At 65.6% G+C, this 16060-nt stretch carries 12 protein-coding genes; 4 read left to right on the top strand and 8 right to left on the bottom strand.

Going from position 1 to position 16060, the window contains the following annotated elements:
- Positions 1 to 1306: efflux RND transporter permease subunit (locus tag LH128_RS06130; protein WP_008828722.1), on the bottom strand; the 1306-nt coding region annotated here is incomplete at its 3' end.
- Between the two features lie 6 nt (positions 1307 to 1312).
- Positions 1313 to 2485 (bottom strand): efflux RND transporter periplasmic adaptor subunit, encoded by a 1173-nt coding sequence (locus tag LH128_RS06125; protein ID WP_036526137.1) that lies wholly within the window; start codon positions 2483 to 2485, stop codon positions 1313 to 1315.
- 101 nt (positions 2486 to 2586) lie between these two features.
- On the opposite strand from LH128_RS06125, the gene LH128_RS06120 reads away from it, so the two are divergent.
- Both LH128_RS06120 and LH128_RS06115 read left to right on the top strand, forming a co-directional pair.
- A complete protein-coding gene (locus LH128_RS06120) occupies positions 2587 to 3201 on the top strand; it encodes a TetR/AcrR family transcriptional regulator (protein WP_008828720.1) in 615 nt (204 codons plus the stop codon).
- A 143-nt stretch (positions 3202 to 3344) separates the two neighbouring features.
- Entirely contained in the window at positions 3345 to 3608 is a 264-nt protein-coding gene (locus tag LH128_RS06115) for a hypothetical protein (protein WP_008828719.1), read from the top strand.
- A gap of 44 nt (positions 3609 to 3652) precedes the next feature.
- Here the strand turns inward: LH128_RS06115 and LH128_RS06110 are convergent, their stop codons facing one another.
- Genes LH128_RS06110 through LH128_RS06095 form a run of 4 tightly spaced genes read right to left on the bottom strand, consistent with a single transcriptional unit; the run spans position 3653 to position 7483 of the window.
- Complete coding sequence (locus LH128_RS06110; protein WP_008828718.1) at positions 3653 to 4804, bottom strand: glycosyltransferase; 1152 nt, start codon at positions 4802 to 4804, stop codon at positions 3653 to 3655.
- Between the two features lie 11 nt (positions 4805 to 4815).
- Positions 4816 to 5307 (bottom strand): DUF2141 domain-containing protein, encoded by a 492-nt coding sequence (locus LH128_RS06105; protein ID WP_036526240.1) that lies wholly within the window; start codon positions 5305 to 5307, stop codon positions 4816 to 4818.
- A 14-nt stretch (positions 5308 to 5321) separates the two neighbouring features.
- Entirely contained in the window at positions 5322 to 6242 is a 921-nt protein-coding gene (locus LH128_RS06100; protein ID WP_086013060.1) for a hypothetical protein, read from the bottom strand.
- A 38-nt stretch (positions 6243 to 6280) separates the two neighbouring features.
- A complete protein-coding gene (locus LH128_RS06095) occupies positions 6281 to 7483 on the bottom strand; it encodes a glycosyltransferase (protein WP_036526136.1) in 1203 nt (400 codons plus the stop codon).
- Positions 7484 to 7817: 334 nt separating this feature from the next.
- On the opposite strand from LH128_RS06095, the gene LH128_RS06090 reads away from it, so the two are divergent.
- Both LH128_RS06090 and LH128_RS06085 read left to right on the top strand, forming a co-directional pair.
- Positions 7818 to 10157, top strand: a complete 2340-nt coding sequence (locus LH128_RS06090; protein WP_008828714.1) for a TonB-dependent receptor — start codon at positions 7818 to 7820, stop codon at positions 10155 to 10157.
- 92 nt (positions 10158 to 10249) lie between these two features.
- On the top strand, positions 10250 to 11977 hold the full coding sequence (locus LH128_RS06085) for an alkaline phosphatase D family protein (RefSeq protein ID WP_008828713.1): 1728 nt from the start codon (positions 10250 to 10252) through the stop codon (positions 11975 to 11977).
- 90 nt (positions 11978 to 12067) lie between these two features.
- Here the strand turns inward: LH128_RS06085 and rpoD are convergent, their stop codons facing one another.
- Positions 12068 to 14095, bottom strand: coding sequence for an RNA polymerase sigma factor RpoD (gene rpoD, locus LH128_RS06080; protein WP_008828712.1), 2028 nt, complete (start codon positions 14093 to 14095; stop codon positions 12068 to 12070).
- 71 nt (positions 14096 to 14166) lie between these two features.
- Positions 14167 to 16053, bottom strand: coding sequence for a DNA primase (gene dnaG, locus LH128_RS06075; RefSeq protein ID WP_008828711.1), 1887 nt, complete (start codon positions 16051 to 16053; stop codon positions 14167 to 14169).
- Positions 16054 to 16060: the final 7 nt, after the last annotated feature.

Here is a 16060-nt window from a genome sequence, read left to right as displayed (position 1 = left end):
CCATCGACTTGCGCGCCGCCTGCTTGGGGGAAAGATGCTCTTCCTGGATCAGTCGCTCGACATTCTCGACGACGACGATAGCGTCATCGACCAGCAGGCCGATGGCGAGCACCATGCCGAAGAGGGTCAAGGTGTTGATCGAGTAGCCGAGCACCGACATCACGCCGAAGGTGCCGAGCAGCACCACCGGCACCGCGATCGTCGGGATCAGCGTCGCGCGCCAGTTCTGCAGGAACAGGAACATGACGAGGAACACGAGCACCACCGCCTCGACGAGGGTGTGCACCACCTGCTCGATCGACAGCCGCACGAACGGCGTCGAGTCGTAGGGGAAGGCCACCTTCACATCCGACGGGAAGTTCTTGGCGATCTTCTGCACTTCGGCCTTGACCGCATCGACGGTGTCGAGCGCGTTGGCGCCGGAGGCGAGGCGAACGCCGAAGCCCGATGCGGGCTTGCCATTGAACTGGGTATCGAAACCGTAAAGCTCCGCGCCGAGTTCGACGCGGGCGACGTCGCGCAGGCGCACGGTCGCGCCGCCCTGGGTCGAGCGCAGGCGGATATTGCCGAATTCCTCGGGCGTCTGCAGGCGCGACTGAACCGAGACGGTAGCGTTGAGCATCTGCTCCTTGGGCGCCGGCAGAGCGCCGATCTGACCCGCCGAAACCTGCGCATTCTGGGCGGAGATCGCGGTGGTGACATCGGCGATGGTCAGGTCGTAGCTGCGCAGCTTGAGCGGATCGACCCAGATGCGCATGGCGTACTGGGTGCCGAAGATCTGCAGTTCACCCACGCCGTTGATGCGGCTGACCGGGTCCTGCACCTGGCTGACGAGGTAGTCGGCAAGGTCAGTGGCTGAGTGGCTGCCGTCCTCGGAATAGATGGCGGTGACGAGCAGGAAGCTCGCTGCCGACTTCTGCACCTGCACGCCCTGGCGCTGCACTTCCTGCGGCAGCAGCGGCGTGGCGGCCTGCAGCTTGTTCTGGACCTGCACCTGCGCGATGTCGGGATCGGTGCCCTGCTCGAAGGTCAGGGTGATCGTCACCGTGCCCGCCGAGGAGGACGCGGCCGAGAAGTAGCGCAGGTTGTCGATGCCCTTGAGCTGCTGCTCGATGATCTGCGTCGTCGTGCGCTCAAGCGTTTCCGCATCGGCGCCGGGATAAGTCGCGGAGATCGAGACCGTGGGCGGTGCGATCTCGGGGAACTGGGCCACGGGCAGGCTGCGGATGGCGATGATGCCCGCCATCATCAGAACGATGGCGATGACCCATGCGAAGATGGGCCTGTCGATGAAATAGCGTGACATGGCGGCTTACTGCCCCTTGTTGGCAGGAGCGGCGGGCTGCCCACCAGCGGGCTTGCCGCCCTGCTGGGCCTGCCCTTGGGGTGCGACCGGCTTCACCGGCACGCCCGGACGCAGCATCTGCGCGCCGTCGACGACGACCTTGTCACCCGCCTTGAGACCGGACGTGACCAGCCAGTTGTCGCCGACGGTACGCGGGGCGGTGATCGGACGCATCTCCAGCTTGTTCTGCGCACCGACGACGAGGACGGTGGGATTGCCCTTCTCGTCACGCGACACGGCGACTTGCGGGACCAGCAGGCCATTCGCCTTGGTCGCCTGCGCGAACTCGGCCCGCACGTACATACCGGGGAGCAGCAGGCCCTTGGGGTTGGGGAACTGCGCGCGGATGATCTGGCTGCCGGTCGTCGGATCGACGGTCACGTCGGTGAACTTGAGCACGCCTTCCTGCGGGTAGGTGCTGCCGTCTTCCAGCTTCAGCTTCACCGCGACATTGCCGCTGGCGCTCGTCAGGTCTCCGGCGAGAAGCTGCTGACGCAGGCGCAGGACGTCGGCGCTGGACTGCTGGATGTCGACGAAGATCGGATCGAGCCGCTGGATCGTGGTCAGCGCATCGGTCTGCGAGGCCGAGACAAGCGCACCTGTGGTGTAAGTCGAGCGACCGATCCGGCCGGAAATCGGCGCACGGATGGTCGTGCGCGCAAGGTCGATCTCGGCCGAACGCAGCAGCGCCTGCTGCGCCGAAACGTCCGCGCGCGCCTGCTGCGCGGTGGTCACCGCGTTCTCGTAGTCCTGCCGCGAGATCGCGTTGATCTTGACCAGTTCACCATAGCGGCGGGCTAGCGCCTCGCTCGATGCGATCGCTGCGCGCGAGCGGGCCAGCGCCGCACGCGCATTCGCCGCTGCCGCTTCATAGGGCGCACCGTCGATGCGATAGAGCGGCTGACCGGCCCTCACCTGGTCGCCCTCGGTGAACAGTCGCGCAACGATCAGGCCATTGACCTGCGGGCGCACATCCGAACTCTCGTAAGCGCTGGTACGCGCCGGAAGTTCATTGCTGAGCGTGACGGACTGCTCGCGCACCGTGACCACGCCGACCTCGGGCGGTCCTGCCGGAGGCTGCTCCTGTCCTCCTCCACAGGCGGAGAGAATCAGCACTAGGGCCGGAGCGATCTTTTTCATGGAGTTAATCCGCCAAGAGGGTTAAAGCGTGAGTGAGCGTTCACTCATGATTCGCGCGACTGGTATTGCGTCGCAGCATAAAAAGCAAGCCGGACAGGGAAATGACCAACGAGACTGCACTGGATCGCCCCCGAGCCGCCAAGTCGGCCGCACGTCGAAAACACCTTCTCGACACCGCGCGTAACCTTTTTGTCGACCAAGGGTTCCATCAGACCGGAATGGCGCAGATCGCGGCCGCCTCGGGCATCGCCGTAGGGCAAATCTACCGCGACTTCGCGAACAAGGAGGCGATTATCGCCGCCATTTGCGAAACGGAGATTACGGCTTGGCTCGATGAAGAGACGCTGAGCGCCGCCGTTGCAGCCAATGATCGCGATGCCATTCTCGCATGGATCGAGCGCGTCGGGTTCGAGGAGCCGGACTGCGACGACCGCCGGCTCATGTGCGAATTGCTTGCCGAAGCAGGCCGCAACCCGGCGATCAACCAGATGCACACCAAGGTCGACATGCGGCTTCGCGACAGTCTTGGCGCAGCACTGGGGTCGCTGGCACCTGCTGCGACGGCGCAGCGCCATGCTACCGTGGCGGACTTCATGATCGCCATGTCGTGGGGCATGGTTGCGCTGCGCGAACTCTCGCCCGACAGCGATCACGAGACGCTGCATGCCCGCCTTTCCGCACTGCTCAGGCAGGAGGTTGCCGCGCTGGAAGACTGATCCGCCGGCCTTTGCGAATATTGCGGCGCACAATCGTTTGCGACAGCAGAATACTGCTCTTTTGATGCGCTGGACATTGTTTCGTGGTTGTATCATCCTGTCTTCAATGTCGGCCGAACGGCCGCTTGAGAGGACGGGATGTGATGATCGAGAACAGTGAAGTCGATTCAGGTGAAAAGGCCATGATCCTGCTGCAGAGCCTGATCTGCTATCTGCGTGAAAAGAACGTACTGTCGCGTGCCGACATCGAGGAACTGCGCGACCGGGTCGAGGCGCGAATCGCTACCGGCGAAAAGAACCTGCCCTGCACCGCCGCGATGGCCGCCGCCGCCGCGACCGAGATGCGCGAACTCGACGATTACTGTGGCAAGACTTACGGCGGCAAGCATCGTCGCCGGGTGAACTGACCACCCTCATCGTAAAGGGCTGTGACGGGCAGTAACCTTCCCCCTCAGGCTGCGCGCCGCTCGCGCCGCACGCTCGTCTCGTAGAGGGCGAAGAGGTCGGCGAAGTGATCGTCGCTGGTGCGGGCGACTTGCGGGTGATGCTCGCGCTCGAACAGCACCTCTGTGATCGCACGCGCCGCTGCCGCCGGGTCGCAGGCGGTGTACGTGAGGCCGCCGCCGTTCGCGGCATGGTCGACCGCGCCGCCCTCGTCCGGGACCACGATCGGCACGCCGCTGGCGCGGGCCTCGGCGGCGACCATGCAGAAGGTCTCCGCCTCGCTGCCGTGAACGAGCGCGTCGGCGCTGGCGATGACCCGCGCGAAAGTGTCCGGATTGCGCTCGGGCTCGAACAGGCGGACGTGCGGATTGCCGGCGATGTGCTTGAGCACGGTGCGCTGCTCGCGCCCCTCGCCGAACAGCACGAAGCCCACCGGCCGATCACGCGAGACCGAGGCCACCGCGTCCAGCACCAGCGGCCAGCGCTTTTCCGCCGCCAGTCGGCCGACGCCCAGCAGCAGGCGTGCGTCTTCAGGCAGGTCGCAGGCGGCCAGCAACTGCGCGCGCAGGACGGGATCGCGGTTCTGCGGGGAGAAACGGCCGGGCTGCACGCCCATCGGCACCGTCACCGTATTGGCGACGCCCCCGTCCGCCAGCCGCCGCGTCAGGCTGGAATTGGCGCAGACAACATGGTCGAAGCTGCGGCTGTGGCGGCGCAAGTGGTCCCAATAGACCGAGAACTGCCAGTCGATCGTTCGCCGCGCAAACACCTGCCCGAACCAGCGGTAGGCATAGGCGGAAAGCGGATCGGCATGCATGATCATGCTGCGCGGCGCATCGCCCGCCCAATCGGCGACGAGACGCGCGCTGCGCCAGGGCGAGGCGGCCTCGACGAAGTCCGGCTGCAGTTCGTCGAGCGCGGCGTGAAGCTGCGGCGCCGAGGCGAAGTACCAGTACTTGCGATCGAGCGGGAAGCGCGGGTTCTTCAGGGTGATGATGCGGGCATTCGGGCCACGCTCGATCACCGCGTCCTCGTCTCCCGGCGCAAGGATCACGATCTCATGGCCCAGCGCAGCGCCGATGCGCAGCTTCTGCTCTACATAAGTGCGCACGCCGCCGCCCTTGGGCGTGTAGAAGGCGCAGACGTCCACGATCCTCATGCTTTGGTCCCTTACTTCGACGCCAGCGGGGCCACGCCCAGCCCGCGACGGTAGTTCATCACGATGGAGATCGTCTTCGGCCCGCCGCCGACCGACGCGCTGGCCTTCTCGGCGCTCGGCTTGCTGAAGCCGAGCCGGGGATTGCCCGCAAAACCGATGCCGTCGATACGCCAGCCGAACTTGCGGTTGCCGTCCCGGTCGTGGAGCAGGCTCACCGCGTAGTCGCCGGGGCCGGGCACGCGTACGCACAGGCGCACCGGGCCGCTGGCGGGGACCGGCACCTCGACGCGGCGGAAGGTCTTGCCTGCGCTCACCAGCACGTTGTCGTCGGCGAGGAAGTCCGTGTTGTTGGCCGGGTAGACCTCCAGCTTGAGGGTGCCGATACGGTCCTTCAGGCCCTTCACCTGCACTTCGAAGGAGGAACCTGCCTCGTCCGGCCGACAGCGGCCCTCGGCCTTGCCGAGATCGGGCGTGGAGGGAATGGTCGCAGCGTTCGCCAGCATCAGCAGGGACAGGATCACGGGCGTTTCTCCGGATTGGCGAGGTCGTTGAAGGCGATGAGCGCGCCCAGCACGAGGTGCGCGGCGGTGATCAGCCCGGCCATGAGCGCCATGAGCGTGCCGATATCCCGCTCCTCGCCCAGCACCACGACGGTTATCCCTGCGAACAGCAGGTCCTTGTTCGGCACCAGCGGCAGGCGCGAGACGAGCAGGCGCAAGGTCGAAAGGTAGAGCCACCAGCTCAGCGCGACATCGGGCAGGACGATGTGCCACAGCAGCGCGAGGAACACGGTCGAGACGACGATGCGCGCGAAATGGACGCGGGTGATCATCCAGAGGTCATCGCGCGAGAGGCTGAAGACCTTGCGGCGGAAGGCCATGGCGCCCAGCGAGATCGCAAGAATGACGCCCAGCGACCCGGTCAGCAGGCGCCCGTCGATGCCCAGCTTGTCGAAGCCGAGCGAAGGCACCGCGAAGACCAGCAGCGCCATCGTCACCACGTTGCCGGTGACGGCCGAGAGGATCGACACGTCCTTGACCGTGCCGAACGGCGCGGCGGTCAGGGTGACGCGGCTGCGCGCCCAGGTGTAGAAGTACGCCTCGCCGAGATAGCCGAGCAGCAGTTCGTTGTAGATCTTCTTGCGCAGCAGCGCGAGCACGCCGCTGCCCGGAATGCGCCACAGCTTCCAGTAGATCAGCCACTCGCTGGCGGGGGTGATGAGGTAGTAGCCCGCGAAGATCAGCCAGAACCCCGGCGATGTCGGGATCATCTGCGGCAGACGGCGCAGCTCGACGCTGTTCGTCTCGTGCAGCACGGCGGCGATGACCGCCAGCGACAGCAGGATGGAGAACACCGCATTGCGCCCGCGCTTCGCGGTGCGATCCTGAGGGGTCAGTGCGATGGCCGCCAGATCGACGCCGTCTACGGTAGCAGCCACGGTTGCAGATTGAGACAAGGTGATCTCCGGGGTGACAGTCACTGGGAGCGCCGCAGCGACCGGCAGGGCGCCAGCGTGCTGAGGGCAAGGTCGCGGCGGCGCTCGGCCTCGCGGCGCGAGACGACCGTGCGCATCAGGTCGAGGTAGCGGCGCGCGGCGCCTTCGAGTTCGTAGTGCGAGGCGACGGCACGGGCGCGCGTCGGATCGCCGCGCAAGTCGCGCAAGGCGGCGATCCCTTGCGCGAAGCCATCCTGGCAGCGCACCGGGACCATCAGGCCGGTGCGACCGTGGTCGAGCAGGCTCGCCATGCTGACGCAGCAGTCGGTGGCGAGGATCGGCATGCCTGCCGCCAGCGCCTCGACCACGACGCCGGGCAGACCCTCGTAGTCGGAACTGAGCAGTAGCGCGTCGTGTTCGGCCAGCAGCGGGTCGATCGTCGCCACGTGGCCGAGAAACGCGACCTGCTCGGCGATGCCGAGCGAACCGGCAAGCGCTTCGAGATGGGCGCGCTCGGGGCCGTCCCCGGCGATGGTCAGGCGGTCACCGGCGCGAGCTCCGGCGGCGAAGGCCCGCAGCATCAGCGCAAAGTTCTTCTGCGGCGCGAGACGCCCCGCCGCGAGGTAGCGCGTGCCCCAGGCCGAAGGCGCGCGCCGTTCGATGCGGCCAAGCTGGATCAAACGGCGACGATTGAGGATCGGATTGGCAATCACCTCGACTTGACGCGGCTGCGCCAGCATACACTCGCGCACTTCGCGGCGCATCGGCTCGGACAGCGCGACCAGCGAATCGAACAGCCCGCCCTGCGCGCGCAGCCAGGCGCCGTAGCCCCGGCGCATGGCCCCTGACATGTCGGGACGGTGCAGCGCATTGCTGATCTTGAGCAGCATCGGCGGGGCGTGGTGGCCCATCAGCAGCTTCATGGCCGCGCCGATCACCGCGTACGTATTGCCGGGGCAGAACACCACGTCGACACGGTTTTCGATCAGGAAACTGTAGAGCGTGTGGACCATCCACGGCGTTCGCCACGATGCCGTTGCCTGCTGGAACCTGGGCCGCGTGGGCAGGCTCCAGTAATCGAGCGCGGGCGCACTGCACAGGCCCGCGCCGCCCGGACGGCCGAGAACCACGGTAACCTCGTGCCCCGCTTCGCGCCATTGCGCAGCCAGGCCGAGCGCGACGCGCTCGACGCCGCCCGGCTCAAAGCTGTGAATGGGGATCGCTATGCGCAATGGTTCCTGCATGTCCTTCCGACGCCGCCAGCCGTCTCGTTGCGGTGGCCTCTATGGACGGGTCATTTCGGGTTTGTGACGGTGATGCAGCCCGTCACGCAGCGGACATGCCAGCGACTTCGAAACGCCATGAAGCGGCTCTCTCGTAAGCAGACGCACAAAGTCGGGTCTATGCGGCGTGTAACTTTCGATCATCGCCCCGAAACCTGGGACGGTTGGCGCTTTCACGTCACAAAGGTGTCGCGAAACCGACTGTAAAACGTCTCCGAATTGACTGCAGGGCGTCAGAATAAGCGCGCAGATGCTGCGCCGCACAAGCTTAACGCTACAGGGGGTTCACCAAGCCATGCGCGCCATTTCGATCCGCCGTATCTGCATTCTCAGCACGAGCCTCGTGGCCATCGCCGCAAGCGCTCCGGCCTTTGCAGACGACACTGCCGACGCTGCAGCTTACGATAGTGCCGATACCGCCGACGCCATCGTCGTCACCGGCCAGCGCACCACCTACAACAACGCCGCGCTCGACGAGACGCTGATCGACGACAAGTCGCCGATCGCCTCGGCCATCGACCTCATCGGCACCCTGCCCGGCGTGCAGGTCAACGAGGGCGACGCCTTCGGCTTCGACGACTGGTCGACGACCTACTCGATCCGCGGCTACCAGACCAACCTCGACACCCAGCAGGTCGGCATCACCATCGACGGCCTGCCCAACGGTGGTTCGGGCTACGGCGGCGGCTCCAAGGCCAACCGCTTCATCGACACCGCCAACATCGGCACCGTCGAGGTGTTCCAGGGCACCGCCGACATCGCCTCACGCTCGAACGAGGCGCTGGGCGGCACCATCAACTTCGTCACCGCCGACCCCATCGACGACATGCGCGTGCGCCTGTCCGGCTCGGTCGGCGACTATGACGCCAGCCGCTACTACGGCCGCTTCGACACCGGCCTGATCGGCGGCGTTGCCAAGGCCTGGTTCTCCTACGGCCACCAGCAGGCAACCGACTGGATGGAAGGCTCGGCCAAGAACACGCGTGACAACTTCGCGATGAAGTTCATCGTCGATACGCCCGTCAAGTTCACCGGCTACGCCAGCTACGATGATGCCTACGAGAACAATTACGACCAGATGTACTCGCCCGAGCAGTACGCCGCGAGCCCGCACCAGGACGGCCTCAACGGCGTGTGGACCGGCGTTCCGGCGGTGGACCAGAACTATCGCGGCGTCTGGGGCACCACCCGCAAGAACTTCTTCGCTTACCTGAAGGCCGAGACGAAGATCGCCGACGCGCTCGATCTCAAGGCCTCGGTCTACTACCATGACATGGCCGGGCGCGGTGACTGGGCGCCGCCCTACATCGTCAACGTCGGACAGGACACCTCGGGCGTCCAGAGCGAGATCAACGGCACCTCTACGGTGAAGGGCACGCCCGCATGGTGGGCCACCCTGCCCGCCGGTTCGGGTACGCCGACCTACTTCGCGACCAACGCCGCCGGCCAGATCGTCGCGCCGACCGCGGCTGGCGCCATCCAGCAGCAGTCGTTCCGCCACACCCACTACCGCAAGGACCGCCTCGGCGGCACCCTCGACAGCGCCTGGACCATGCAGTTCGGCGCGCTTGAGAACACCCTGCGCGGCGGCGTCTGGTACGAGGACACCCACCGCCGCGAATGGCGCGACTGGCACCACGTCAGCGACACCCGCGTCGGCCCGGCCTATGACGCCACGCCCTACTGGACGCAGTACGACCGCAAGTATCCGCAGACCACCTTCAAGTGGTACGCCGAGGACCAGGTCCAGTTCGGCCCGGTCACCGCGAACTTCGGCGTCAAGCAGTTCATCAACCACCTCGACCGCGAGGACCTGTTCGGCGAGAGTTCCAACGTCGGCGTCAAGTCGAAGTCGAAGGTGCTGCTCTCCGGCGGCGTCCAGGTCGAGCCGATGACCGGCCTCGACCTGTTCGGCGGCTACTCGGAGAACTTCAAGGCGCTCTCCGATACGCTGCTCGAATACAGTGCTGACGCGTTCTCCAGCATCAAGCCCGAGACCGCCGAGAACTGGGAAGCCGGTGCGCGCTACTCCAACGGCATGTTCAACGCCTCGGCTACATGGTTCAAGAGCAAGTTCTCCAATCAGGTGATCTTCGTGCCCAGCTCGACCTCGGCCGGACCGGATTACCTGAGCGAAGGCGACGGCCGCTTCTTCAACGCGGGCGGCATCGACTCCGAGGGGTTCGAACTGCTCGCCAACGTCCGCCCGGTTCACGGCCTGACCCTCTACGGTTCGTACACCCACATCGATGCCAAGTACCGCGGCACCGGCAATGCCGAACTGGACGCGGAACAGGGCGTGACGGCGGGCAACCGCGTCGCGGGCATTCCCAAGGACATGTGGGTGCTGTCGGGCACCTACAACTACGGCCCCGTCACCCTGGGCCTGACCGGCAAGTACACCGGCAACCGCTTCGTCAATGCGAGCAACGCCTGGACCGCAAAGAACTCCTTCATCACCGACCTTTCGGTCGCGGTGAAGGGCGAGGGCCTGACCGATACGCTCAAGGACCTGACCTTCGCACTCAACATCACCAACCTGACGGACGAGGACTACCTCGGCGGCATTTCGGGCAACTACGCCTGGATCGGCACTCCGCGCACGATGGTCTTCAGCGTCACCGCCGACTTCTGACGGTAGCGCGAGGGGCGGGTCGGCGTTCGGGGGGACGCCGGCCCGTCCTTTTCCTTTGCAGCACAGCACACCAGAACACAGGATTGCCCGCCATGACCATGCTCCAAGCCCATCAGGTTTCCCGCCGCGCCCTGCTGGCCGGTATGGCAGGAGGAGCGGCGATCATGGCGCTGCCGATTTCCGCCCTCGCCGCCACAGCGGTGAACCCGGTGTTCCGGCACGGCGTCGCCGCCGGTGACCCCGACGCTTCGAGCGTGGTGCTCTGGACCCGCGTGACTGTGCCCGCCGCCACCGATGTGCAGTGGGAACTCTCCGACAGCCCCGCCTTCGTGAAGATCCTGAAGTCCGGCACGATGCGCACGGACGCGGAGCGTGACTTCACCGTCAAGGCCCTCGCCGCCGGCCTCCCGGCGGGCGGTACGTTCTTCTACCGCTTCCGCATGGGCAAATCGGTGTCGCCGATCGGCCGCGCCCGCACCTTGCCCGAAGGCCGGGTCGATACGCTCGGCATCGCCCTCGCCTCGTGCTCCAACTATGCCTTCGGCTTCTTCAACGCCTACGATGCGATCGCGAAGGATCCGGCGATCGACTTCGTGCTCCATACCGGCGACTACATCTACGAATACGGCGGCAAGGACGGCTGGGGTGAAAACATCGCCCGCACCATCGGCCGCGAGCACGCCCCCGCGCACGAGATCGTCACCCTCTCCGACTACCGCACCCGCCACGCGCAGTACAAGACCGACGCCGGATCGCTGGCGATGCACGCGCAGCACACCCTGCTCGCCTGCTGGGACGACCACGAGAGCGCGAACAACCCCTGGACCGGCGGCGCGCAGAACCACCAGCCCGATACCGAGGGCGACTGGGCCACGCGCCGCGCCGCCTCGATCCGCGCCTATTACGAATGGATGCCGGTGCGCGAACCGGAATGGCTCGACGTCAAGGGCCGCACCCGCATGCAGTTCTGGCGCGCCTACCGCTTCGGCGACCTCGCCCTGCTGCACACGCTGGAGACGCGCCACACCGCGCGGGCGAAGCAGATCGAATACCTCGACCATGCGCAGGAAATCGTTGACGACGCCTCGGCCGAGAAGTTCAAGCGCGACGTCCTCGGCGCCCCGAACCGTCCGCTGATCTCGCCCGAACTGGAAACGGACCTGGAGGCCGCTCTCGCCCGTTCGGTGAAGGACGGACAGCCCTGGCGCGTGATCGGCTGTCCGATGGTGATCGGCCGCCTCAACGTGCCCGACCTTGCGAAGCTGGGCGTGCTGCCCGACCCGTTCCCCAAACTCGCCGCTGCGAAGACGAAGGAGGAACTGGCGAAGCTGGCAGCCGACCCGCATGTCTCGCTGGCGTGGCGCGGCCGCTGGAACCTGCCCGACTACACCGACGCCTGGGGCGGCTACCCTTGGGCCCGCGAGCAGTTCTATGCCCTGTCGCGCCGCGCAGGTGCGGGCGATCTGGTGTTCCTCTCGGGTGACAGCCACAGCTTCTGGACCAACGACCTGGCCGATGCACAGGGACGCCCCACGGGCATCGAGTTCGGTACGGCGGGCATTTCCTCCCCGGGCGATTTCATGGACAGCGGCTTTGGCGAGGACATGTCGCCCAAGCTCGATAAGGCCTACGCCGATCACATGCCTGAGGTGGTATGGACCGACAACATGCATCAGGGCTACGTCCGCATGCAGTTCGGCCGTGAGACCGGCAAAGCCAGCTTCGTCGCGGTCAGCACCGTCCTGTCGCGCGACTACACGACAAGCGTGATTCGCAAGGACGACTTCCGCCGCGACGGCAACCGCGTACGCTTCGCCTGATCTGAACCACGAACGATGCCAACCGACACGGACGGGGGGATCGCCCTTCGTCCGTATCGGCGCGTGCCTGTGATGTTGAACGGCCTGTGTTTAGTCGAGGAACGCTCGCATGATGCGTGAACGGCTCGGATGCTTGAGCTTGCGCAGCGCTTTGGCCTCGATCTGTCGGATACGCTCGCGAGTCACCGAAAACTGCTGTCCGACCTCCTCCAGGGTATGGTCCGTTGGCATCCCGATGCCAAAGCGCATGCGCAGCACGCGCTCCTCACGCGGGGTCAGCGATGCCAGCGTGCGAGTTATCATTTCCTTCAGGTTGGCCTGAATCGCCGCGTCCACCGGGATTACGGCGTTCTCGTCCTGGATGAAGTTGCCAAGGCTGCTGTCTTCCTCATCGCCGATCGGTGTTTCGAGCGAGATAGGTTCCTTCGCGATCTTCAGAACCCGCTTCACCTTTTCGAGCGGCATCGACAGTTTCTCGGCCATTTCCTCGGGCGTGGGCTCACGGCCCTGGTCATGGAGGAACTGACGGCTGGTGCGCACCAGCTTGTTGATCGTCTCGATCATGTGGACCGGGATACGGATCGTGCGGGCCTGATCCGCGATCGAGCGCGTGATCGCCTGCCTGATCCACCAGGTCGCGTACGTCGAGAACTTGTAGCCGCGGCGGTACTGGAACTTGTCGACCGCCTTCATCAGCCCGATGTTGCCTTCCTGGATGAGATCCAGGAACTGCAGACCGCGGTTGGTGTACTTCTTGGCGATCGAGATCACCAGACGCAGGTTCGCCTCGACCATTTCCTTCTTGGCGATGCGCGCTTCACGCTCCGCCTTCTGGACCATGTTCACGATGCGGCGGAACTCGGGGAGCGCCATGCCGGTGGCAGTGGCGATGTCCGAGACTTCCAGACGGATGCGCTCGGCAGGTTCAGCCTCGTTTTCTGCGAAGGCAGCCCACTTCTTGTCCTTCCCGGCCACTTCTGCGACCCAGGCGTCGTCCAGTTCGCGGCCCGTATAGGCTTCGAGGAAATCGGCGCGCTTCACCTTGTGACGCTCGGCCAGACGCAGCATCTGGCCGCCCAGCGTCGTCAGGCGACGGTTGAAGGCATAGAGGTTGTCGACCAGGTATTCGATCTTGGTCGCGTGGAACTTGACCGATTCCACCTGCGCCGTGAGGTCTTCACGAAGCTGCTGGTACTGGTCTTCCTTGGCGGCCGGGAAATCGATGCCCAGCGCCAGCGCTTCCAGACGATCGCGCTGCAGGCGCTCGAAAGTCTGGAACAGTTCGGTGATCAGCAGGAACTTCTCAAGCGCTTCGGGCTTGAGGGCCGCTTCCATCTGCGCGAGCGAGAGGGTGTTGTCCTCTTCCTCTTCCTCGGCCTGACGCTTGGGAATCGGGTTGCCGTCCTCGTCGAGTTCCTCGGAGTTGTCCTCGTCGTCGGAATCGTCGTCCTTGAACGAGGGACCGGCGGTCTTTTCGCTGATTTCGCCGTCGTCCTCGCTCTCGCCGTCCTCGCTCAGGGCTTCGGGCGCGGGCTCCTTCGAAAGCATCGCGTCGAGATCGAGGATCTCGCGCAACTGCATCTCGCCGTTGTTGAGCGCTTCGGACCACTGGATAATGGCGTGGAAAGTGATCGGGCTCTCGCACAGGCCCAGGATCATCATGTCGCGACCGGCTTCGATGCGCTTGGCGATGGCGATTTCGCCCTCGCGGCTGAGCAGCTCGACCGCGCCCATCTCGCGCAGGTACATGCGCACCGGGTCGTCGGTGCGCTCGACCGTTTCCTTTTTCTTCGCGGGATCGACGTTGACGCGCGGCGAGACTTCATCGCCTTCGCTGTCGTCGTTGTCGTCTTCCGAATCGCGATCGTCGTTTTCTTGATTGTCGGCGTCTTCGTCGTTGTCGACGATGTTGACGCCCATCTCGTTCAGAGCCGAGGTGATATCCTCGATCTGGTCCGAAGACATGTCCTGAGGCAGCGCCTCGTTCAGTTCGTCATAAGTGATGACACCGCGGCGCTTGGCGCGCGCGATCAGCTTCTTGATCGAACCTTCGTTGAGGTCGATCAGCGGTGCGTCCGTACCCTCGTTGTCCGCGCCGTTGGTGTCGTTCTTGCTCATCAGTTCGCCGTTATCCCGTGCCGTCGTGAGTGCATAAACCTGGGGTCCGTAAACCTTGTATAATTATACAATCACGACGCATGTCTGGTTGCCATTTGCCTGAGACGGCTATCGAATTCCAGCTTTCTCTTCAGCAGTCGCTGCTGTTCGGCGAATGCCGAGTCGGAAAGCTCTGATTCGAACCGCGCCGTTGCTTTTGCCAGTGCCGCTTCGAGTACTGGTCGCTCGACGAGGAGGTCGATCGCCTGGGCCAGTTCGGCTGCCGCCTGTTCCTCGCTCGTTTCGGGAATCAGGAAGCCGAATCTAAGCCCTGCGTACTCGGCGGCCTTGGGTTGCACCAGGCCGTTGTCTCGCAATATGGTGGCGAGAACCTCGGTTTCAAGCGCGTCTGCGGCGCCGCAGCAGTCCACCAGTGTCTCGAAGCGCGGATCGAGACCGGGGGTGCGGGCGAGCGCTTCCGCGTGGCGCGCAAGTTGCGCGGGCCAGCGAATGAGCCCGGCGATGATCGCGGCGGAGAGCGCATCGCGGGTGCCTGCGCCTGCGAATCGGGTGTTCAGGCGCTCGATCGATTCGGGCGAGGAGGGGGCAGGGCTCGGCTTGCCGTTCCACTTGCCGCTTCCGCGCTGGTTCTGGCGAGGCTGGAAGTTTCCGCCCCCACCTTGCCCTCCACCCTGTTGCCAGCGATTCTCCCGGCGCGGGAAGGCGAATTCGGAATATCGGTCCTGCAGTTCGCGGCGGTAAAGCCCGGCGATGTCGGGGTGCTGGATCGTCTCGACGTGGGCCATCAGGCGGGCCTTGAGGCCGGCCTTGTCCTCGGGCGTATTGAGCGGGACGGCATCTCGCTCGGCCTCCCACAGCACTTCGACGAGGGACTTCGCCTCGCCGAGAATATCCTCCATCGCGCGGGAGCCGCGCTGCTTGATGAGATCGTCGGGGTCCAGCCCCTCGGGCAGGCGGACGATTCGCAGGGAGTGGGCAGGGCGCAGCAGCGGCAGGGCGCGGGTGATCGCGCGCATCGCCGCGCGTTGACCGGCCGTGTCGCCGTCGAAGCACAGGGTGGGCGTCTCGACATGGCGCCAGAGCATCTCGATCTGGTGCTCGGTCAGCGCAGTGCCCAGCGGCGCGACGGCATCGGCGATACCGGCGGCGGCCAGCGCGATGACGTCCATGTAGCCCTCGACCACCACGATCCGCCCCGACTGGCGCGCGGCGGGCGCGGCGCGGTGCAGATTGTAGAGCGTGCGGCCCTTGTCGAACAGCGGGGTGTCGGGCGAGTTGAGGTACTTGGGCGCGTCGGTCTTGCCCTTGGTGAGGATACGCCCGCCGAAGGCGATGACCCGGCCGCGCGCATCCTCGATGGGGAGCATGAGGCGGCCGCGGAACCGGTCGTAGGGATCGCGTTCCTCGACGGCGATGCGCAGGCCCGCCTCGATCAGCATGGGCTCTGGGAAGCGGGAGAGGGCCTCTTTCAGCGCCTGCCGCCCCTCGGGCGCATAGCCGAAGCCGAAGCGCTGCACGGTATGCGCATCGAACCCGCGCGTGGCGAGATAGGCGCGCGCCGCACTGCCCTCGGCGCCGGACAGGCTGGCCTTGAACCACTCCTGCGCGGCGGCCATCACGTCGTGCAGGCTGTCGCGCTTCTCCGCCGCCCGCGCCATCTGCGGATCGGGCGCGGGGACGTCCATCCCGGCCTCGGCCGCCAGTTCCTTGACCGCGTCCATGAAGGCGAGGCCCTGGTGATCGGTCATCCAGCGGATGGCGTCGCCATGGGCGCCGCAGCCGAAGCAGTGGTAGAACCCTTTCTCGTCGTTGACGTAGAAGCTGGGCGAGTTCTCGTTATGGAAAGGGCAGCAGGCCCGATGCTCGCGCCCCGCCTTCTGCAACCGCACGGAGCGGCCGATCAGAGCGGAAAGCGCGGTGCGGGACCGGAGTTGGTCGAGCCATTGGGGGGTGAGCACGAGACCT

It is taken from the genome of Sphingomonas sp. LH128 (genome assembly GCF_000293195.2).
Taxonomy (GTDB): domain Bacteria; phylum Pseudomonadota; class Alphaproteobacteria; order Sphingomonadales; family Sphingomonadaceae; genus Novosphingobium; species Novosphingobium resinovorum_A.
The sequence above is the reverse complement of the archived record's forward strand: the minus strand, read 5'-3'. Positions and strand labels throughout refer to the sequence as shown.